Source organism: Exiguobacterium abrahamii (genome assembly GCF_015645365.1).
Taxonomy (GTDB): domain Bacteria; phylum Bacillota; class Bacilli; order Exiguobacteriales; family Exiguobacteriaceae; genus Exiguobacterium_A; species Exiguobacterium_A abrahamii.
In genome coordinates, this window is record NZ_JADOYC010000001.1 from 1,124,385 (window position 1) to 1,145,225 (window position 20,841).

Below are 20,841 nucleotides of genomic sequence, written 5' to 3' on the forward strand. Positions count from 1 at the left end.
CGATTGTATTTCATGAAGTGACGTGTTGCGTCAGACTGCGAATCTGCTTTGCTGCTTGTTTATAAGGAGTCAGCGTCTCTTGTGCCTGTAACGTCGCGCGTTCACTCTCAAGTTGCTCGAGTGTTTGGCGTAATAGGTGCTCTGAAACGGCTGTCAAAGAAGCGTCCAGATGTGCCGACACGACTGCAAGTAAGCGTTCTTCTTGAGTGGCAGTATACGCGAGTGCTTCTTGTTTCGTTAATGTCGCAAGCTCCTCCTTCAACTGCTCCTTCTCATTTTTTTCAAAGAAGGCTTTCGCATTCCGGAAGTGGCGTTTGACGCCGATATAAGGCGTTGCATCTTCGAAGGGTCCTTCAAACGTCATTTCATTTAATCGAGAGACCGTGACAGGCGCGAGTTGGAAGGATTCGTTCCATTGCTCTAGCAACTGTTGCTCCTCTTGTTGACGCCGGATCAAGGCCGCTTCGAGCCATTGGTCGACACGGAAATGTGTGACCCGGAGCTCTTGTTCAAAATCGAACCGAAGGAACGTCAACAGTTCCGTTAACGCATCCTGTAATGCCACTCCTTTGCCAGTTTGAGCAAAACGAACAGGATTATAGGCTTCCTTGAAAAAGTCAGGGAAACGGTAATAAATGCGTTGTACGACATGATGCAACAGCTCATGGATCTCTGCTTTAAGTGCAGGTTCAATCAAAGCGGCGCGATTGTCTTCGAAACGATCCGTGACCTGCTGTTCTAGAGTAGATAACTCAGCCAACCGTTCTTCTTTTCGCAACAGATTCGCTTCAGTCGCAGCAATAAATCGTTCGAGTCGCTGGACGGTCTTTTCCGTCTGCTCAGACAACGATACTTTGGCGAGACCGGTCAAATCCTCCGCTAGGAAGTGATGGAATGCCTCCTCGAATTCAGGTAAACCGGAAGTTGAATCCGATCGCTCTTGTTGCTTTTCAGCGAGTCCTTGTAAGCTCGAGACGCCATACAGTCGAGGCGATCGAATCCCGAAGCGTTGCAATTCCGTCGCGACATAGTTCAAGACATCTTGACGTTCGCTATCTGAAGCAGCGAGATCAATCGCGTTGACGAGGAAGAACATCTTATCGAGTTCGAATGCGTCTTTGACACGACCGAGTTGAATCAAGAATTCACGGTCAGCGCGGGCGAAGGCATGATTGAAGTACGTGACGAACAAGATCGCATCCGCGTTCTTGATGTAATCAAAAGCGACATCCGTATGACGGGCATTGATTGAATCTGCTCCCGGTGTATCGACGAGCGTCACGCCGAGACGTGTTAACGGGCTATCGTAATAGAAATCGATGACATCTACGAAACAGCTTCGTTCTTCCTGCGCGACATACTGTTTAAAAGTATCTTGATCGACCGTCTGAACGGTACCGATGAAGGATTGAACGGCAGGGAATCCTTTCAAGAAAGCACGCAAGAACGGGTCCGCCAGTGACGCGGTACGAGGTAAGAGCGTATCGTATGCATGTTTCGTTGAATCAAACGTCATCGTTCCGACCATCGCTTCATTTAAATCCTCGAGCATCGCTGCTTCCGACTTGAACGTGACTTCTGCCACGCCGTGCGGGTGTGCAGCGTCAACAGGGTGAATCCGGTTGATTGATGCGGTCGTCGGATTCGGAGAGACCGGGAGGACCTTATCTCCGAGTAAGGCATTGCAAAACGATGATTTTCCGGCACTGAAGGCACCGAATAAGGCAATTGTGAACGATTGGTGTGTCAGTCGGTCCAATTTGTCATTCAAATAAGCAACAACATCTTCAAAACCTTGAAGACCATTTAGATGCTGACGGATTTGAGCGACGTCTTCCGGTGCATAACGGACGGTTTGTTGCTCACTGATCGTCGTCGCTACTTCAAACGCAGTAGTTTCTATTACCGATTCATACCCGGTAAAGGAAACGATCGCCGCTTCTTGCTGAATCAATTGCTCCTCCCAGACGGAAACTTGCGTCCGAGCCTGTTCGAGTTGTTGGTCAGATGGATTAGCAACGCCATGCTCATATCGTTCGAGTGATACGGTAGCCTGTTGCCATGCTTGAACGCTATTCCATTTGTGCTGTAGTGTCGTCTGTTGCTGCAATAGCTCAGCTTGCTCTTTCGGGAAAGTTGCCGTCAACTCTTGACGAACAAGCTCACGCCACGCGTTCGTTTCCTTGACGAACCACGCTTGCGTCTGTTCGGCGACACGATTCGTGAACTGGAGCACTGATTCACCAGTGATCGTAATACCGGTTGGCAAGGCACTTTCGAGTACGGAAAGCGGTGGGTCGAGTGAGAGCTGATCGATTGCGACGATATGCTTATCCTGCAGGAGATCAAGATCACGTAACGATTGTTTCATCAAGTTACGTAAATGAAGCGAAATTTCGGAAGCAGTCACTGTCTGATAGGCACGGAGCACGTCTTGTGCGATTTCCGCTTGAGCCGCTTCCGTTTTTTTCGCGCTACGGAATAATCCAACCTTGAAATCACGCTGACGTGACTCGAGGAAGCGACGCATCTTCTCGCGTAACTCGAACGGCATCAATGTCGCATTTTTCAAGAGTTGATCCCGATGCAGCGAAAACGTCTGTACCCAGCGGTCCGGTTGACGTGCTTCTAACTGTTGCGAGACACGCACTAATTCGGTTTCGATTTTCGCCGGATCCCGTCGTTCAGTGTCATTCAATTGCTCAGCCATGGTCTCGTGAGATTCTGAGACGAGACGTGTGAGATAACGTGTATGCTCCTGGTGAAGACTTTCGAGTGTCAGAGCAGCAGAAGTCAACAACTTTGGTTGAGCGTCGCGAATGCTTTGTTTGACGAGCTGTTCGACTTCCATGAAATCGTTATGCGGATGGGCAGGGTCCCGTAGGCTTGTAAAGAAGATTCCTTTCGGCACGACACCGTGTTCGGCGAAGGACGCATGGACCGAACGACGGAAGGCGTCGAATGAGAGTTCATCGTCACGGTGTTTATCGATTTGATTGACGATTAAATATAATTCCGGCACGGCAGCTTGTAGTTCATCGGTCACCATGAAGTTCAATTCCGATTGAACATGATTGTAATCCATGACGTAAAACAAGATGTCAGCCAAGTGAAGGGCAGACTCCGTTGAGACACGGTGGGCATCATCGACCGAGTCGACGCCCGGTGTATCCATCAAGACGAGACCGGGAGGCAGCGCGGACGCGGCATGCGTCAAATCGATTTGTCGGACATCCCCACTTTTGCCAAGCGATTGAAGATGCTCCTCTTGCTCTGTTGCTGTCAGACGAACAGACGGCTGTTCATGAAAGTGAACGATTGCTGAATCCGTCTCACCTTGCTGAAGGGTCACGATGTTCGCACTCGTCGGAATCGGACTCGTCGGTAAGACCGATTCACCCGTCAAGGCATTGATCATGCTCGATTTTCCAGCTGAAAAGTGACCGGCAAACGCAATCGTGAACTCTCGTTTTAATAGTTTTGCAGCGAATTTATCTAGTTTATCTAAACGGAGTTGATCCGTTGAAGGTTGAATCAATGTGGCGAGTGAAGCCGTCGCCTCGAGTTGGTTCGATAATCGTTCCTCAAATGAGCGCATGCAATGAAACCCCTTTCTTTCAGTCATCGTTCAGTGTATCACGATTTTTTCCGTTTCGTCATCCTTCTGCAAACGTCACAAAACGATTCGCCAAGGAAGAGGCGAATCGTTTTGAACGGGATCAAGACGACGGAACGATTTCGTCCGCACGTGTCGATTCTTGTTCCGTCGAATGAATCCGGCGCAACAAGTGTAATTTGAAGAGATACATCACAAGCAAGTGAACATTCGCTTGTGTTGCCTTGTAGAGTATCCACGGTAACGCAGGGACGAATTCATGGATAGCGATGATACATTCCTGCGTACCAGGAATTTGCCGGAATTCAATCCGACCACGGCTGTCTTGCTCGACTTTTGCGAACAATCCACCGGTAATCCGGTACGTCGCCATGTGTCGATCGTGAATCGGTTCCTTCGTCAATTCAAGCAACGGTTGTTCGTAAAACGGAATGTGGATTCCGACGACTTGATCTTTCACGGTTGACGATAGGAAGGGGCGGGCAAACGAAGACAACCAGTTCATATAATCGTCAGCGGCCCAGTCGGCATCGCGATCCTTCGGTAAAAGAACACGTTGGACTGAACGGACGTCAAGAACGTCTGATGTCGAAGACGAAGAGGAAGAAGATCCGTGTTGTTCCTCCTCCTCTTTTAACGCATCTCGAACCGATTGTTCGAATGTGATTTTACCGTCACTGATGCCCGGAACCATTTTTTCTGGATCTGCGACCATCTCATGGACCATGCTTTCAACGAGTGGATAGACGGTTTCTTTTGGTTCTCCGGACACGAGTGTCACCCATAGGCGCGATAATGTAACGGTCAATAAAGGAATGTCGATCGTCGGTTGTCGTTTACCCATGATGTCGGCTGTTTTAAGGATCATCTCCTTATAGGTCATCGCTTCCGGTCCACCGATATCGATGGCCCGGTCTTTGACGTCATCACGGTCGACACTTTCACCAAGGGCATGAATGACGTCGGGTAAGGCGACAGGATGTGTCTTGTTACGTGTCCATCGTGGGAGTGCCATGACGGGTAAGCGTTTGACGAGTTTCGATAAGATTGGGAACGATGAACCTTTCGGACCAACGATTAACGCAGCACGGATCGTCGTCACCGGTGTTCCGTACGCACCGAGAACGCGTTCGACTTCAAGTCGACTCTTTAAGTGACGCGATAGATTTTCTGTTTCCTCGGGGATGATACCACTTAAGTAGATGATTTGCCGGATGCCGTTTTCTTTTGCGGCACGGGCGAAGTTATCGGCTAACAATAAGTCCATATTCTCAAACGATCCTTGTGTCAATTTAGCAGAAGGCATCATCGAATGGACGAGGTAGACAGCGATGTCCGCTCCTTTCATACCTTCGATCGTATCGTCTAGAGAAAAGAGGTCGCACGATCGCCATTCGACGCGTTCTTCATTGTCCTTGTCGTCACCATTTCGTGAAAGGGCGATGACGTCGTATTTTTTCTTTAGTTCGTTCAGTAAATTGTGACCAATGTATCCGGTGGCTCCGGCTAAAGCTAGGCGCGTTGGCATGGATGTAAACTCCTCTCTTATATCTGTTGTAATGTACCCCCAATCGAGTCGGTTCAATCGCAAGAGGATATGTTGAGACGATTCAGTTGAATGGAATAGGGAATAGTAACATATGGAAAAGAACCAACAGGAAGAATGAAAACAAAGGGGGCTTCAACCATGCAGACGATACAATTCATGCAAGAGGGACATGAACGACGATTCGATCTGTTGTGGAGACGTTTAAAGCCGAAACAACGAGAAGATGCAGCGATGGTCTCGATGCTGTACCTTGCGACAGGACAGCCACAAGTGCTCGAACGTTTCTCGGATTACTTCTTTCCGGATAGTGGTGAGTTTTTTGATCGTGAATTTCTAGCTGAACCCTATCCGAGTCCAGCGTTAGAAGCGATCATCCACTTGATCGTCCAACTGTATAATGGCCGAACGACGATCACGATCATCGAGCTGATTGAACGCTTGGATGAGCAACAGATGTCGCTCGTACTCGAAGCGATTAAATTGCGGGCTTACGGATGTCAAATGTTACAAAATGGTGCGAAAACGTAATGACACTAGTATGAATCCGATTGATGAAGAAACTTCTCTTCGTCGATCGGATTTTTTGTGGGGAAAGAAAAGTTGTAAGTTCAAGAATCGATAAGAAGATGTTCGTGAATCAGAGTTCATTAAAATAAATCGCCATGAAAATAAAAGCTAAGTTTATTCACGAAGAACTAATTGAGATGGGCGGCGACTGGAAATAAGATGAAAGTATCAGTAAAAGGTGGTCTAACTATGGAAGGAGTGACATCATGCAGCTCAAAGAATCGATCTACTTTCACTCACCGATTTTCATCCAAAACTTGTTGACGACTTTACAAGGACGCCGTCTGTTCCATGAACGATACGGTCCCGCCTATCAGCAACGCTTACAAGAACTGAAGCAGAAGTTAGGACGACCGATTGACGTTCGAGCAGAACAATTGCATCGATTAAACGACTTCCTATATTTTTGCCAAACACATAGTCCATATTATCAGGAATTGTTTTCTACCATTGCACTAGAGCTCCCGCTAAAATCAATTGACGAGCTAAAACAGATTCCCCCTTTGACGAAAGAAATCTTACGCCAACAAAATGAGGACGTCCATGCGCACGTCCATGCCCCGATTCTCGGAAAAACGGGCGGTACGACTGGTAAATCGATTCAAGTGCATTATACGAAGGAAGACATGCAAATCCGGATGGCACATCTTGACTTCTTCAAGTGGACCCATGGAGTCGATCAAGGGATGCGCCGCGCAAGTTTTACCGGTCAAACCCTTGCTTCCCCGCAACAAAAGGCACCAGTTTATTGGCGGACGAATAAAGTCATCAATCAGATGTTGTTTTCGATTAAAAACATCAATCCGAAAACCGCCGCTGCATACATTGAACAACTCAATCGGTTTCAGCCGGAATCGATTGATGGTTTGCCTTCAGGAATGATCGAAGTCGCGCGATATGCTAAAAAATATGGCATGACCTGTACGTTTCGACCGAAAGCGATTTTTCCGACGGCTGAGATGATGACGGCAGAAGAACGGACGCTCGTCGAGGAAGTTTTTAACGCGCCAATCTACGATCAATATGCGTCGTCCGAAGGGGCACCAATCGTTGCCGAATGTCCGTATGGAAAAAAACATTTACATTATGAGATGGGGATCATTGAACGCGATGAAGATGGCGAAATTCTTGTGACGAGCTTCGATACGCACGGAACACCTCTCGTCCGTTACCGCGTCGGCGATCGGATGACGCTCAGTCAGGAAACGTGTCCTTGTGGTCATCAAGGTCCGATCATCGCTTCGATCGACGGACGGGGGAGAAGCTTCATTCAACTCAGAAACGGACACCGTGTCTTTGAAGGCGAACTTGCGGGAATCGTTCGAGCGTTCCCGAACTGTATCGAACGCGTACAATACATTCAAGAGACGCGGGACGAGATTGTTTTATTATATGTTCCGGATGAACGATGCTTCGAGAAAGAACATGAGAAGAAACTATTTTTTGTTCTGGACCGACTGTTTGACGGACAATTGAATGTCGTCATGCGCGCGGTACCGGAAATTCCGAAAGAAATCAGTGGAAAGACACTACTGATTAAACAACAGTATGCATGACACACGAAAAGCGAGATCACCGATGATCTCGCTTTTCGTGTGTCCTGAAACCATCAGTCGCGCGGACGCACCGGAATCCAGATGGCAGATTGATAATCGGCGGCAGATGGGTCGCCTGCCGAATAGACTTCGAGTTCTGCGTGCGGTAACGGCTCATACCCATGTGATGGGAGCCATTCTTGGTAGATGCGTTGCCACATTTCTTGAATGGCATGCGGCATCGGACCGACGACTGGAAACGTCGCCCAAAGACTCGCCGGAATCGTCATCGTTTCCTGACCGGGCAGGACTTCCGTTGCCGTCGTCGCGATCCAATAATCCATCGATGTTTCGGTGAAATTGGAACAGACACCAATCACACCTTCAATCTGACCGTCATTTTGTTTGAACAACGTAGCATCTTGACCAGAATGATTCACATCATTCCAAAACAACGGAATCAACTGTTTTTGGGCACCATCTTGCGTCGAGAAATGTTTTCGCCATCCTGAAATCTGCAAAGCCGGTCGATCGATGAGTTGGTAATCCATTTGCTTCAGTCCCTTCAAGGTCACCTGAATGCTCAGGCGGTTATAGGCGTGAATCGGACGTCGCTCGTTTCGCATCAACGTCGGCGAACAACCATGCTGACGTTTGAAAGCTTTTGTGAAAGCTTCCGGCGTCTCGTAACCAAAACGTAAGGCGAGATCGATGATTTTTTCGTCCGTCTGTGTCAATTGTTGCGCTGCGAGCGTCAGACGTCGTCCTCGGATGTATTCCGGTAAGGTCATCATCGCAAGTAACGAAAACGCCCGTTGTAAAGGATAAGCCTGCATCTGAGCGACTTTTGTCAAAACGTTGAGATCGAGCGAGTCTTCTAAATGATCTTCGATATAGTCAATAACGCGTTGAATCGATTCGAGCCACATCTTGTCACCTCCTTGTTTTCAGTATAGTAGAGCGAAAATCATCGGACCTGTCCAAGCCGATAGCAATTTGTCAGGAGGCATATTCCCTTATTTTTGTCATATTTCTGTCAGGTACATAGGCTATTGTAGAGACATCGAAACCGTTACTTCCCTTGCGAAAGGACGTGATGACATGGGTATCAAAGAGCAGATCTACAATCGCTCTCCTCTATTTCTCCAGCACCTCTTCACAACCCTCTATGGGTATCAATTGCATCGCGAACGTTATGGACCGGTCTATCAAGAACGGTTCCGGATGCTCCTCGAACGAGAACATACGACGATCGACGTCAAAGCGGAACAACTTGATCGTTTAAATGACTTCCTTCGCTTCTGTACTGAACACAGTCCCTATTACCGTCAGCTCTTCACTTCACATGACATTCGCCTGCCGTTAACGGACTTATCCGAACTAAAACATATTCCTGTACTATCAAAAGAAATATTACGAACGCACATGGAAGACATTCAAACAGATGTCGCTGCGCCAATCATAGGGAAAACGGGTGGAACGACAGGCACGTCCCTGCAAGTACGATATACGATACCGGATATGCAAATTCGCATGGCCCATCTTGACTACTTTAAAGCGACGCATGGAGTGCGACGCGGGATGCGTCGTGCTAGTTTTACAGCGCAAGATTTAGTACCCGAGCGTCAACAGTCAGATGTATATTGGCGGATGAACCGAGCGGCGAATCAACTCTTGTTCACGGTGAAACGGTTATCCCCACGGACGATGGCAGCGTATCTTGAAGCCATCGAACGTTTTCAACCAGAAACGATTGATGGTCTTCCGTCAGCGATGATTGAGCTCGCCCGGTTCGCGAAGCGAGAAGGGATCCGCTTGACGTGTCAACCGGTTGCGATTTTCCCGACGGCAGAGCGGATCGACGCGGAAGAGCGCCAAGTCATCGAAGAAGTGTTTCGCGGACCAGTCTTTGATCAATATGCATCGTCTGAAGGGGCACCTATCGTTTCGGAATGCCGGTTTGGTCAAAAACATCTGCACCATGAGATGGGGATCATCGAACTCGATACAGACGGGGAGATTCTTGTGACGAGTTTTGATACACACGGAACCCCCCTCATTCGCTACCGGGTCGGAGATCGGATGACGCTCAGTCAGCGCACCTGTTCCTGTGGTCACCCGGGACCAATCATCGAATCGATTGACGGCAGGGGGCGGGCCTTCATCCAAAAACCGGATGGGCAAAAGATTTTTGAAGCGCAACTGTCGAGTCTCGTCAAACATTTGCCAAACAGTATCGAACGTATTCAATATGTTCAAATGACGACAGATAGCGTATCAATCTACTACGTTCCGGACGCAGAGCGGTTCAGTAAATCAGACGAACATCTTCTGATGGAACGGCTGTACCGTTTATTCGGTCGTGATATCCATCTCGATGTACAAGCCGTATCTTATATCGATGCCGAGGAAAGCGGGAAAATTTTACTCGTTAAATCAAGTTTAACAGGATGAAAAAAAGAGGCTGACTCAAAAAAAGAATGGCGTGTCTTTTCACGCCCTTTCCTCAGGCGAGACCTAAGCCAGTTTTCCTGCTTCATTCAAGCAGGAAAGCGGGTCTTATTTGTCTCTGACAGCGCAAAGATGCGCTTTTTCCTGTAGGAGTGGCGTGAAACGCGTCATTCTTTTTGTTATGAGATAAGGGTGGCAAATCATCATTTTGCCCCCCTTATCTTTGTGGAAGCTGACTTTTGAGTCAGTCCCTTTCTAATTTCTTCTCACCATACCTCGTATAAAAGTACAAAACATCTCTGTTGTTGGTACTCTAAAGAGGTACCACGTTAAAAGTGTTAAAGTGCCTCATTGATTCAAATTGTTTTTGATATCCCTTACCTTTTTTAAAAGCCATTTTTTATTTTTTTTGTCTTTTACGATGATAAAATCTTCTGTTCCTTTAACAGAATAGATGGTGGAGCCGACTGAAAAAAGATTCGATTGACTGTTCGCTTGGGGCATTTCAGAGGCTTTTGTTTTCTTTAGTATCGTGCTCATTTTTTCTCCTTGTTGCATAGATGCATCCAATTCAACTTCTGTACCGTTATACTCTTTGTTATTCACAATGACGATCATGGCATGACTAGCTTCGTCTTCTGTACCGGTTTGACTGCATCCGAATAAAAATCCAATGAACACAATGACGAATATCTTTTTCATCGGAACCTCCTTATATGAGTATTCGTTGAATAGTAACGTAAATTCATGATAGGTAAAAGTCGCTTCCTATACCAAGTATAAGGTAAAATCAGGAAAAGGAGGGAGATAGATGAAACCTCAGATTTTACTGTTAGGCATGTTCCATCTCGATCGTCCGACCAATGGTGACATGATTCGTCCATCGATATTTGATGTCAGGTCAGAGAGACGGCAACGGGAAATCCAAGAAGTCGTTGCTCGATTGAACGCATTTCGACCGACATGCGTTGCCCTTGAGACGGCACCTGAACGCATGAGTGACCTGCAACATACATATGAAACCTACCAACACGAGAGCGATTTAACCGAAAATGAACGACAACAAATCGGCTTTCGCTTAGCCCGGATGGCAGGAGTAGCAGATCTCCATGGGGTCGATTGGAACGAAATCGTACCCGGCGTACCGGATTTAGGAATCGTCCGTTCACATCATCCGGAAGCCTTTGAGACGATCGTCGCGGCTGAGATGAATCGGACCCGACAGTTAGAGCACGCGATGGAGCAGTTATCCTTCTCCGAATGGCTCGATCGATTGCACGCTGAAGAAACGATTGCAGCGTCGGCTAGAATCTATGATCAAATCGAACGACTGGAGAGCGGGCGGATTTGGGTTGAACGCTACTGGCGAGTCCGCAATCAAAAGATCGCAAATCGTTTACTGCACCTCGCTCAGGCGAATGAACGAATCGTCTGTTTATACGGTGCTGCGCACCTCCCGTTATTACGACAATATTTGAATGAATCGAACCAAGTCGAAGTGATGACGTGGAATGATTGGAACAACAAAAAGGAGTGTATGTAAATGCTATTTCACTACCATATTTGGACACCACATTTGGAAGAAACAGAAGCTTGGTACACGGCACGCGGGTTTCACGTTTCCCAGCGGATTGGGAAAAAAGACGGAGAATTTTCGTCGTTTAATCCACCTCTGTCATGGGATGATTTCCGAGCGGATCACATTTTATTCCGAATCATTGAAATGAAACGGGGAGCGGTCAATGTGACGATCGGATTCGGAAAAACGGTTCGCTTCGATCACATCGGATTTTTGATTCAGCCCGGTGACGTGCAAACGATTCTTGATCGCGCAGAAACATTATCGTTCACAGTCCAAGCGAACGAGCGGCGGAAGTTCTTGCAAACACCGTACGGATTACGGATTGAACTGCAAGTCCATGAAGATGCAATTGCGGATACTGATGGAACGACACTTGAGCGTCTGATCCTAGCGACGCCGCGCGAAGGATTAGAGGCGGATTTAGCGAAACTGTTCGATCGACCGATGTCACAAATCCAAACCGTCCGCGGGGAGAAGACCGTCTTACAAGAAGCAGTCTTTTCCGACGTCTCGCTCGTAGGTACGGATCCGAATGGTGTTCAGCTCGTCTGCTCATAATCAACGAATACTTTGATCGGGAGATCTGGTGTTTCCATTAAGCTAGCGAAGCAACTGGCAAGCTCTGAAAACGAAGTCTCGTGTTCGAACAATGCGGGCAATGTCACGTGACGATCGTCTGAAAAGAGCCAGTCTGCATGCTTGCGGTAGTCCCAGCCGTCACTCGATGCAATGATCTGAAGTTCTTTCGCGTGAAACGCGGGTGTCAACGTCAAGGTTTCCCGGTTGCCGTCCGATAAGACGCAGATTGCACCATGAGGACGGACAGCAGACTGAAGCTCGGCAAAGGCCGCTTGGCGTCCGGAACATTCGATGGCGGCGTCATACATACTTGAACCCGGTGTGATGACACGTGCACCTAATTGACGCGCTAACTCCGCTCGGGACGTTAGCGGCTCGAGGATATCAATCTGATGAACATTGACATAATGTCGCAAGTAATGCACTGTCAGCAAACCGATCGTACCCATTCCAGAAACTAAGACGCTTGTGTCGGATGTCAATGTCAGTTTTCGAACGCCTTTTGCCGCGTCACAGGACAGAATCAGTAGTAAGGCTTCACGTGGTGAGACATGAGCAGGAACTGGGATGACTTTCGATACAGGAACGATCGCCTGATCTTGATGACCGTAAAAGCTGACAACCCGATCACCGGGCTTGACGATTTGGACGGCGTCACCAACTGCAAGCACTTCGCCGTAACTTTCATATCCTGTCTCGAGCGGATAGTCATAACTGGTTTCTGTCATATCTTGTTCGAGCCATTGGGGAAGTTCGGCACCGATACTGATGGCACCGGCTAGAGTGCGGACGTGGACGTCATGGATGCCAAGCGGCGGCAGTTCCCGAACAAGATAACCAGGCGTCTTCGACTCAACAAGACAGCAAATCGTTGTAGTGTTCAATATGTAAACCTCATTTCATTGTTGGATTGATGACATATGGATCAAGCATATATCACTTTACTTGTAAAATATAACAATTTGAGAACAGAAATGATGTAAAATAAGAAAGAAAAGGGGGGAATCGAATGGAACCATTATTGATTTTGGCATTGCTCGTGTTCGCATTTTTGACGTATCGGTATAGTAAGATCCTCGTCCGAAAGGATATTTCTGCCGCAAACAAACGACTCGCAATCGTCTTTTATTTGATTGCCGTCAGTGGACTTGGCGCTGTCGTCTATTTCAACGTATAAGGAGGACCACTTATGCATTCAACGACTAAACGACGAATCGGTGCGTATATCATCAACCAAACTGTTTATTTCGGACTTTCCTTCGTCATCGAAAAAACGGTGTTACGACGTGTAAAGTCAGAAGTCGTTCACGCCGTCGTGACACAACCAACAATCAGTTTTCTAGGAGAAGTCGCGCAATTAAAACTATTGAACGGAAAAACGATTGGTGGTCAGATTTGCGGCATCCAGGTTAAAAGTGAGAACGGATTGCCGTTGACGACAAAACAAATCGTCCGCCGAACAGTCTATCGTGATACGGTCTCGCTATTTAAGATTCGACCGTATTGGAAACCGTTTCTTGAGAACGGACAACGATTACCGGAAGATGACTTCGCGAGAACGATTGTCCGCTTGAACCAGGAGAAGCTAAAAGATGAAGCTTGATTTTCATGTTCATTGTGTCCGTGCCTCTCAACCTGCAGGAGCCATTCTGCTTTATCATGGTTGGGGCGGAACGGCTGTTTCTTATCTAGAGTTTGCGCGACAATTATCTGAAGAAGGATACGATGTCTTCATCCCGGAACTCGTTTGGCATGATCAACGAGAATCGTTTGATGACCCTTACGATCAAGAAGTAACGACGACCTATTTTTGGTCCGTCGTCGAACAATCGATTACGGAAGCGACAGCTATCATCGAACAATCAGGCTGGCATGTTTCAGACGTGATGGCAATCGGTGTCTCAATGGGTGGGTTCATTGCCCACGGGATCATGGCGCGTCAGCCGATTAAAGCACTCGTTGCGATCAATGGGGGCGGTGCCTACCTTGAAGCAGAACGTCAATTCCGCGTTCGCGATGGGCGACCTGTCATCAAAGAAACAGATGTACCATGGAAGCTCGATCCAATCAGTGTGATGGATGAGCGTCCACGATTGCTCTTGCACGGGGATGCCGATGACATCATTCCACTATCGATCCAGCAGTTCTATCACGCAACCGCTGTACAAGCAGGTATGGCGCAAACGACCGTATTAGACGTTTTTCCAGGTGTCAATCATACCGTGACTGATGCCATGATCGAGCAACTGATTGCCTGGCTGAAGCACGTCAAATTTCAAGGAGCGACAGATGGACTACATACGTTTTCTTCGCAGTAAGGTCGGTCAGGAAAAAGTGATGTTGAACTTTGCCGGTGGCATCGTCATCGACGAGGAGGGGCGCATTCTTCTTCAAAAACGGCGGGAGCAACAAGCATGGGGCTTTCCGGCGGGGCACTGGAAATAGGAGAGTCGCTCGTTGAAGCCGCACAGCGTGAGATTTTTGAAGAGACCGGTTTTCATGTCAGGATCGAACGTTTGAGTGGTGTCTATTCGAAATACGAAGAGATGTATCCAAACGGGGATGTCGCCCAACCGATCGTCCATTTTTTCGTTTGTCGAGTCAATGGAGGGCAGTTGACGATTGATTCCGATGAATCACTCGATGTTGCTTTTTTTGAAAAAGATCAAATGCCAGAACTCTATAGTGAACTGCATCAAACCGCCTGGAACGATTTTTTGACGGAACCGGGTCCAGTCTTTCGATAACACAAAACATCCTTCTGATTTTAACGTCAGAGGGATGTTTTTACATGCGACATATTCAGCGTTCAAAGCCACCCTCGGAATGGATGACTTGCCCGGTCACCCAGCCACCGTCTGGACTGACGAGAAATTGGATCAATCGTGCGACGTCTTCCGGCGCACCGATTCGCCCGAACGGAAAACTAGGTTTAAGCGCCGTCCGGGTTGCTTCATCCATCCAGGTCGAGTCTGTCGGACCCGGATTGACCGCATTGACGGTGATGCCAAGCGGTGCCACGGCTGCCGCGTATGTCTTCGTAAACGTCGACAAGGCACCTTTTGTCGTAGCGTAAGCAATCTCGTCAGGCATCGGACCGAGATCCTGTCCGGACGTCAGTTGAATGATACGACCGGACGTTAGATGTGCTTCAGCGAATCGTTTCGTAAAACGTGTCGCGAGCAACAGCGGTGCCCGGAGATTGACGGCATAGTGTTGATCAAGACTTGCTGCATCAAGCGTTCGCCAATTCGTCATCGTCGAGTGGGCAGCGTTATTGATCAGGATGCTGGGTGTTCCAAAATCTTCAATGCGTGCGAATAAATCGTCAGCGGCATCAGGATGTCTTAAATCAAGTTCGATCGCAAGGACGCGCGCACCTTGATTTTCGAGTTCGGTCGTAAAACTAGCCACCCAATCTGCTGTTGCTTTAAAATAAGTAAAGACCAGGTCATGTCCGGACGAGGCAAGCTGGCGGCAAATCGCAGCTCCGATGTCGCGTGTCTGACTGGCACCGGTCACGATAGCAATCGGTCGTTTCGTCATATGTACGCTCCTTTATGTAAATGGAATCATAAAAACCAAATGTTTACAAAAACAGTATAACGTAAGAAAGACAATGAACGAAAGCGTTATCATGTTTTAACATACTTATTAAATGCATGTTTTCAACTAAAGTGTGGTAAAGAAAAAGTGTACGAAATTATTCGTTAAACAGATGGGGAAGGATGAATCGATCATGAAAGCAATCGTCTTATTCGACGGAGAATGTAATCTCTGTGACGCGAGTGTCCAGTTCATTTTGAAACGAGACCAAGGATATCATGATTTTGCTTCGTTGCAAGGGGAGACGGGGCAAGAGTTAGTCCGGCGTCATCATCTCCCGGAAACGATTGACAGTGTCGTCGTGATTGACCGGGGTGTACCCTATATCAAATCCGATGCTGCATTACGGATTGCTCGTCATTTAAAAGGTGGATGGCGTCTGTTGAGTATGTTTCAGATTGTTCCACGTACATTTCGGGATCACGTCTATGATCTCGTCGCGAACAATCGTCATCGTTGGTTTGGACAAAAGCAACAGTGCGCGCTGCCGTCTCCAGAGACGCGAGCTCGATTTCACGACTAAAGATGAAAAACCGCGACGAATTTGGTCGCGGTTTTATTAAGTACATGGATTTTTTTTCATTAAGCATACAGATTAGGATCATTAAAAAATCGTTCTACCTATTTCTGAAAAAAATTGTAGATTTCAGTCCTTCTAATCCTTTAAGATAGTCGATATATGTGCAGATGCACGTTAGAGTTGAATTGAGACTCATTTAAATGGTCTTAAGAAGAATGAGTTTTTAATCTTTAACTATGAAGGATTAGAAAAGAAGGTGAAACGCATGAAGATGACTCGCTCTACGGACTATGCTATTCGTGTGCTTATTTTTGCGGCGTCCCATCCGACTCGGCTCGTACAAATTCAAGAAGTGGCAACATATTATGATATCTCTAAGAATCACCTAATGAAGATCGTTCATGCATTGAGTAAGTTTGGTCTCATCATTTCCGTGCAAGGTCGTAATGGTGGCTTTAAGTTGGCAAAATCACCGGACACGATCACACTGGGAGAAATCGTTCACCTTTTTGAAGAAGTATCTTATCTGGAAAACGTGTCTGTAAAACATGACGATAGAAGTTTACAAAATACGCGTCGTGCATTCGATCGGGCGTTTTCGTCCTTCAAAGAAACGTTAAGTGCTTACACGTTGATTGATCTAATGGCACCAACACGGGTTGATTGAAATTACCACCTGAAGCTGTCAAAGCGGTGTCATAAACAAAGCAGGTCGAGCCACAGTAGTGGTTCGACCTGCTTTTGTCTTATCCGGTACAGAGCATCAAGACATTACCGTCAGGATCCGCAAACGTAAAGTAAGCAAAATCATCGAAACGCTCGATGTCGCGGATGATGGGTGCCTGTAACGACAACACGAACTGATAAGATGCATCAATATCTGTCGTATAAAAATTAAACAAAGCATGTGGTGAAGGGTGATGTTGGTACGTTGCGTCATTTGAGTGATCATCGAGCGTCAAACTCGTTGGACCTTCGAGTGGGAGGTTGTAAACAGGTGACGAGACATGCGACGCATCAAACGGCAACTGTAGTAACTGGTGATACCATGCAGCGGAACGCTTCACATCCTGAACATGCAAAAAAACAGCATTCAAGCGGGGCGCAATGAGATGGGTCGAAATTGACATGAGAATCTCCTCCTTTTTTCATATCATGTTCCTTTCGATAAACGCCTCTTAATTCCTTTAATTACTATAAATGGAATATGGTATGATATATCAGGAAAATCATTTACGAATTGGAAAGGAATGATGATATGGAAACCATCATCTGTACGACGTGTGGCGTCGAACAAATCAATCCAGAGCGCGAAACGTGTCCGATTTGCTTAGAGGAACGACAGTATGTCAATCCAACTGGTCAAACGTGGACGACGCTCGCTGCCATGCAAACGTCAGGAACGTATCAAAACGTCATGAGTGACGACGGAGCAGGCGTCTATGCGATTCAGACGACACCGGCGTTCGGGATCGGTCAGACGGCATATCTTGTCCAAGGAAAATCGTTCAACCTGTTATGGGACTGCATTACATATCTTGATTCAACAACGAAAGAGCAACTTGACGAATTGGGCGGGATTCAGGCGATTGCTTTATCGCATCCGCATTATTACGCGACACAAGTCGAATGGGCGGAAACTTTTGACGTACCGATCTATATTCATGAAGATGATGCGTCGTTCGTGACGCGACCAAGCGAACGAATCGTCTTCTGGAGTGGTGAACGCATGGAATTGGCGGAAGATTTGACGTTACATCGCGTCGGTGGTCACTTCAAAGGAGCAGTCATTTGTGAACGAAAAGACGCATCAGCGGGGCTATTGTTGACAGGAGACATCATTCGGATCGTTGCCGATCGGGCATGGGTCAGTTTCATGTACAGTTATCCGAATGTGATTCCGCTTCCGGCAAAGACGGTCGCGCGAATGGCAGAAACGTTACGTCCGCTTCACTTTGAAAAATTATATGACGCCTTTCATCGGAAAATCGAAACCGGTGCGTCTGAAGCAGTGGCGCGCTCTGCAGAGCGGTACATTGCTGCCTTGAACGGTGACTGGTTCACGACATGAAGTCACGCTTGATCGTCATCCGCGGGAATTCTGGTAGTGGAAAAACGACGCTTGCTAAAGCGTTACAATCGGTCTTACCGAATAGCATCCTGCTCTCGCAGGATGTCATCCGCAGAGAGATGTTGAACGTAAAAGATGGACCAGGAAATCCGGCGATTCGCTGGATCGAGGAGTTGGTCGAACTTGCTGACGGACGCCACGCGACGATTCTGCTGGAAGGAATTCTTGCACAGGACTGGTACGGTGAGATGATTGACCGGTTAGAACGACGCTTTACTTCACGGTACACGGCGTATTATTTTGACGTCTCATTCGAAGAAACCATCCGTCGCCATGCGATGCGCCAGCCGACGGAGTTTTCTGAGACGGATATGAAACGTTGGTGGATTGATCAAGATCACCGCTCGACGGATCGTCTGATTGCTGAGAATAGATCGATAGAATCCGTGATTCAAATGATAAAACAAGAGCAGATGGGGGAAATCGAATGACACATTACATTTTTGACATGGATGGAACGTTGTTTCAAACGAATGCCGTGCTTGCGCATGCGCTAGAAGATGTCTTTCATGAGTTGCGTCAGACGGGGCGCTGGGAAGGAGAGACACCAGTCGCTCTCTATCAGCAGATCATGGGCGTCTCGTTACCGGAAGTCTGGCGGACGTTACTACCGGACTTTTCAGCCATAGACCAACAGGCTGCGGATCAAAAGTTTCGCCGTAGCATAGAGCAGGCAGTCAAGGCGGGGCACGGGTGCCTATATCCGGGAACGGTCGAGTTGCTTAGTCGTTTGAAACAAGCCGGTCACTCTGTTTATATCGCAAGTAATGGGTGGCCATCCTACTTGTCAGCGATCGTGACGACGTATGGACTCGAAGCCTATATCGATCATGTCTATAGTATTGAAGACATCCGTTCCGATGATAAATCGGCACTCGTACGGGAGATTTGTAAGACGCACGACATCTCGTCAGGCTACGTTGTCGGTGACCGTTTATCTGATTTCAAAGCGGCGCATGCGAACGGACTGTTAGCAATCGGTTGTCAGTTCGATTTTGCGCAAGAGCAGGAACTTGCAGTCGCGGACCGCGTCGTAAAAGAGTTGAGTGCTGTCTACTAAAAAGAGGGCTGACTCAAAAAAAGAATGATGCGTTTTTTCACGCCCTTTCCTCAGGCTTGTTCGTCTCTGACAACGCATAAATGCGTTTTTCCTGTAGGAGTGGCGTGTGACGCGTCATTCTTTTTATTACGAGATAAGGGGGACAGATTGATGATCTGTTCCCCCTTATCTTTGTAGAGACTGACTTTTGAGTCAGCCTCGTACTTATAGCAATTATTCTGCCCACCAGAGGGCGTCGTCTGGTTTCTTCGCGATCGACGCGACTTCTTTTTCACTCGATACAGTCGGATGCGATCCTTTGAGTGCCTTACCAGCTGTATTCTTAAAGAAGAAGAAGAACGTGACGAAGCCGATGACGCTGACTGCTGTTAGATAGAAAGCAGGAGCGAGCGGATTTTGTGTCGCATGGACGAGCCATGTCGAAACGAGTGGCGTCGTTCCACCGAAGATTGAGACCGAGACGTTGAACGTCACCGATAGTGTCCGGTAACGGACATCCGTATAGAAGATACTCGGTAGAAGACTTGGCATCGTTCCTTCAAAGATCGCCAGGAAGAAGCCGAGGATGAAGATTCCGATTCCGACGAACAAGAGCGGTTTAAGACCAATCAAGAAGAACGACAGGATCGAAAGCAACGATAGTCCGGCTAACGCGAAAAGAACGATATTGCGATTGCCTTTTTTGTCACTTAGCTTCCCGAAGAAGTAAGCGAGCGGAATCATGATCACCATGACACCAGTAATGAGAATCGTACTTGTTGAACTTGACATACCGATGACTTCATCGAGGTACGATGGCATGTAGGACAAGAGCATATAGTTCGTAATGTTGAAGAAGGCGACAGCGATGAAACAAACGATGATATCACGTTTGTGGTCGCGAAGAATTTCGCGGAATGTCGCAGGCTCTTCTGTATTTTCATTGATCTCATTTTCGAAGATCGGTGATTCATCCAAGTGACGTCGTAAATAAAGACCGAATAAACCGAGTGGTGCCCCAAGAATGAAGGGAATCCGCCATCCCCAAGATGCCATTTGATCATCCGATAAAGTGACGAAAAGTGTTGTGGCAAGTAATGAGGCGAGAATGTATCCACCGAGTGTTCCGATTTCAAGTCCACTTCCGAGAGCACTTCGTTTGTTATCAGGTGATGACTCAGCGATGTAGACCATGGCCCCGGCGTATTCACCGCCAGTCGAGAACCCTTGTAAAATCCGGGCCAACAATAACAGAATCGGTGCCCAAATTCCGATTTGATCATAGGTCGGTAATAGTCCAATGATGAGCGTCGAACCAGCCATCATGACGATTGTAGTCGTTAAAACGACCTTCCGTCCAAGTCGGTCTCCGATGCGTCCAAAGACGATTCCGCCGATTGGTCGCATTAAAAAAGCGATCGCAAAGGTCGCAAACGTAAAGACGAGCTTCAGTTCATCATTTTCAACAGCGCTAAAGAAGTTTTGACTGATGATGATTGCGAGATAGGAATAAAGACCAAAATCGAACCATTCCATCGCATTCCCAATTCCGGTCGCGTAGACACTCTTTTTGGTTTGCTGCATGTCAACGACATTGACTTTTTCTTTTCTGAATTTCATAAGTTCTGTTCACTCCCTTTAATAAGTTCGTATCGTACCATAGCAG

The 20,841-nt window shown here is 47.4% G+C and carries 21 protein-coding genes and 1 pseudogene; 14 read left to right on the forward strand and 8 right to left on the reverse strand.

The genetic code is table 11. The annotated features are described in order from the left end of the window. Nucleotides 1-10 precede the first annotated feature (10 nt). Nucleotides 11-3,598: a dynamin family protein gene (locus tag ITJ88_RS05585; protein ID WP_195864882.1), complete on the reverse strand. Its 3,588-nt coding sequence runs from the start codon at nt 3,596-3,598 to the stop codon at nt 11-13. 121 nt (nt 3,599-3,719) lie between these two features. Next, nucleotides 3,720-5,144 carry an NAD(P)H-binding protein gene (locus ITJ88_RS05590; RefSeq protein ID WP_195864883.1) on the reverse strand — a complete coding sequence of 475 codons (1,425 nt, stop codon included), beginning with the start codon at nt 5,142-5,144 and terminating at the stop codon, nt 3,720-3,722. 159 nt (nt 5,145-5,303) lie between these two features. Here ITJ88_RS05590 and ITJ88_RS05595 point away from each other — a divergent pair, with 159 nt between their 5' ends. Together ITJ88_RS05595 and ITJ88_RS05600 are read left to right on the forward strand one after the other, a co-directional pair. After that, on the forward strand, nt 5,304-5,693 hold the full coding sequence (locus ITJ88_RS05595; RefSeq protein ID WP_195864884.1) for a hypothetical protein: 390 nt from the start codon (nt 5,304-5,306) through the stop codon (nt 5,691-5,693). 245 nt (nt 5,694-5,938) lie between these two features. Continuing rightward, nucleotides 5,939-7,288 (forward strand): phenylacetate--CoA ligase family protein, encoded by a 1,350-nt coding sequence (locus tag ITJ88_RS05600; RefSeq protein WP_195864885.1) that lies wholly within the window; start codon nt 5,939-5,941, stop codon nt 7,286-7,288. A 53-nt stretch (nt 7,289-7,341) separates the two neighbouring features. Here the strand turns inward: ITJ88_RS05600 and ITJ88_RS05605 are convergent, their stop codons facing one another. Further along, entirely contained in the window at nt 7,342-8,196 is an 855-nt protein-coding gene (locus ITJ88_RS05605; RefSeq protein ID WP_195864886.1) for an AraC family transcriptional regulator, read from the reverse strand. 172 nt (nt 8,197-8,368) lie between these two features. On the opposite strand from ITJ88_RS05605, the gene ITJ88_RS05610 reads away from it, so the two are divergent. Further along, complete coding sequence (locus ITJ88_RS05610; RefSeq protein ID WP_195864887.1) at nt 8,369-9,721, forward strand: phenylacetate--CoA ligase family protein; 1,353 nt, start codon at nt 8,369-8,371, stop codon at nt 9,719-9,721. 345 nt (nt 9,722-10,066) lie between these two features. Here ITJ88_RS05610 and ITJ88_RS05615 read toward each other — a convergent pair whose 3' ends face one another. Further along, a complete protein-coding gene (locus ITJ88_RS05615) occupies nt 10,067-10,420 on the reverse strand; it encodes a hypothetical protein (RefSeq protein ID WP_195864888.1) in 354 nt (117 codons plus the stop codon). Between the two features lie 109 nt (nt 10,421-10,529). Between ITJ88_RS05615 and ITJ88_RS05620 the strand changes: the two genes are divergently transcribed. Together ITJ88_RS05620 and ITJ88_RS05625 are read left to right on the forward strand one after the other, a co-directional pair. After that, complete coding sequence (locus ITJ88_RS05620; RefSeq protein WP_195864889.1) at nt 10,530-11,261, forward strand: DUF5694 domain-containing protein; 732 nt, start codon at nt 10,530-10,532, stop codon at nt 11,259-11,261. Further along, nucleotides 11,262-11,858 carry a hypothetical protein gene (locus ITJ88_RS05625; RefSeq protein WP_195864890.1) on the forward strand — a complete coding sequence of 199 codons (597 nt, stop codon included), beginning with the start codon at nt 11,262-11,264 and terminating at the stop codon, nt 11,856-11,858. Here the strand turns inward: ITJ88_RS05625 and ITJ88_RS05630 are convergent. Beyond that, complete coding sequence (locus tag ITJ88_RS05630; protein ID WP_195864891.1) at nt 11,840-12,763, reverse strand: zinc-dependent alcohol dehydrogenase; 924 nt, start codon at nt 12,761-12,763, stop codon at nt 11,840-11,842. The genes ITJ88_RS05625 and ITJ88_RS05630 overlap by 19 nt on opposite strands. Nucleotides 12,764-12,888: 125 nt before the next feature. On the opposite strand from ITJ88_RS05630, the gene ITJ88_RS05635 reads away from it, so the two are divergent. The 4 genes and pseudogenes from ITJ88_RS05635 (at nt 12,889) to ITJ88_RS05650 (ending at nt 14,626) form a co-directional block, all read left to right on the forward strand. Then, nucleotides 12,889-13,056, forward strand: a complete 168-nt coding sequence (locus ITJ88_RS05635; protein WP_023468507.1) for a hypothetical protein — start codon at nt 12,889-12,891, stop codon at nt 13,054-13,056. A 12-nt stretch (nt 13,057-13,068) separates the two neighbouring features. Beyond that, the gene (locus tag ITJ88_RS05640; protein WP_195864892.1) at nt 13,069-13,482 is read left to right on the forward strand and encodes an RDD family protein; all 414 of its coding nucleotides are present in this window, start codon (nt 13,069-13,071) and stop codon (nt 13,480-13,482) included. Next, complete coding sequence (locus ITJ88_RS05645) at nt 13,472-14,197, forward strand: alpha/beta fold hydrolase (protein WP_195864893.1); 726 nt, start codon at nt 13,472-13,474, stop codon at nt 14,195-14,197. Before ITJ88_RS05640 ends, ITJ88_RS05645 begins: the two co-directional genes overlap by 11 nt. Further along, nucleotides 14,169-14,626 (forward strand): annotated as a pseudogene (locus ITJ88_RS05650) (NUDIX hydrolase). The gene ITJ88_RS05645 and the pseudogene ITJ88_RS05650 overlap by 29 nt, the downstream one beginning before the upstream one ends. A 55-nt stretch (nt 14,627-14,681) precedes the next feature. Here the strand turns inward: ITJ88_RS05650 and ITJ88_RS05655 are convergent. After that, entirely contained in the window at nt 14,682-15,425 is a 744-nt protein-coding gene (locus ITJ88_RS05655; RefSeq protein ID WP_195864894.1) for an SDR family oxidoreductase, read from the reverse strand. Between the two features lie 172 nt (nt 15,426-15,597). Between ITJ88_RS05655 and ITJ88_RS05660 the strand changes: the two genes are divergently transcribed. Beyond that, on the forward strand, nt 15,598-16,008 hold the full coding sequence (locus ITJ88_RS05660) for a thiol-disulfide oxidoreductase DCC family protein (protein WP_370567763.1): 411 nt from the start codon (nt 15,598-15,600) through the stop codon (nt 16,006-16,008). Nucleotides 16,009-16,276: 268 nt separating this feature from the next. Then, nucleotides 16,277-16,672: an RrF2 family transcriptional regulator gene (locus ITJ88_RS05665; RefSeq protein WP_230088534.1), complete on the forward strand. Its 396-nt coding sequence runs from the start codon at nt 16,277-16,279 to the stop codon at nt 16,670-16,672. Between the two features lie 79 nt (nt 16,673-16,751). On the opposite strand, the gene ITJ88_RS05670 is transcribed toward ITJ88_RS05665, so the two are convergent. Next, the gene (locus tag ITJ88_RS05670; RefSeq protein WP_195864896.1) at nt 16,752-17,135 is read right to left on the reverse strand and encodes a VOC family protein; all 384 of its coding nucleotides are present in this window, start codon (nt 17,133-17,135) and stop codon (nt 16,752-16,754) included. Between the two features lie 128 nt (nt 17,136-17,263). Here ITJ88_RS05670 and ITJ88_RS05675 point away from each other — a divergent pair, with 128 nt between their 5' ends. The 3 genes from ITJ88_RS05675 to ITJ88_RS05685 are packed head-to-tail and all read left to right on the forward strand — an operon-like array spanning nt 17,264 to nt 19,196. Beyond that, on the forward strand, nt 17,264-18,076 hold the full coding sequence (locus ITJ88_RS05675) for an MBL fold metallo-hydrolase (protein ID WP_195864897.1): 813 nt from the start codon (nt 17,264-17,266) through the stop codon (nt 18,074-18,076). After that, complete coding sequence (locus ITJ88_RS05680) at nt 18,073-18,567, forward strand: AAA family ATPase (RefSeq protein ID WP_195864898.1); 495 nt, start codon at nt 18,073-18,075, stop codon at nt 18,565-18,567. The genes ITJ88_RS05675 and ITJ88_RS05680 overlap by 4 nt, the downstream gene beginning before the upstream one ends. Beyond that, nucleotides 18,564-19,196 carry an HAD hydrolase-like protein gene (locus ITJ88_RS05685; protein WP_195864899.1) on the forward strand — a complete coding sequence of 211 codons (633 nt, stop codon included), beginning with the start codon at nt 18,564-18,566 and terminating at the stop codon, nt 19,194-19,196. The genes ITJ88_RS05680 and ITJ88_RS05685 overlap by 4 nt, the downstream gene beginning before the upstream one ends. 213 nt (nt 19,197-19,409) lie before the next feature. Here the strand turns inward: ITJ88_RS05685 and ITJ88_RS05690 are convergent, their stop codons facing one another. Then, nucleotides 19,410-20,795, reverse strand: a complete 1,386-nt coding sequence (locus tag ITJ88_RS05690) for an MFS transporter (RefSeq protein ID WP_195864900.1) — start codon at nt 20,793-20,795, stop codon at nt 19,410-19,412. Nucleotides 20,796-20,841: the final 46 nt, after the last annotated feature.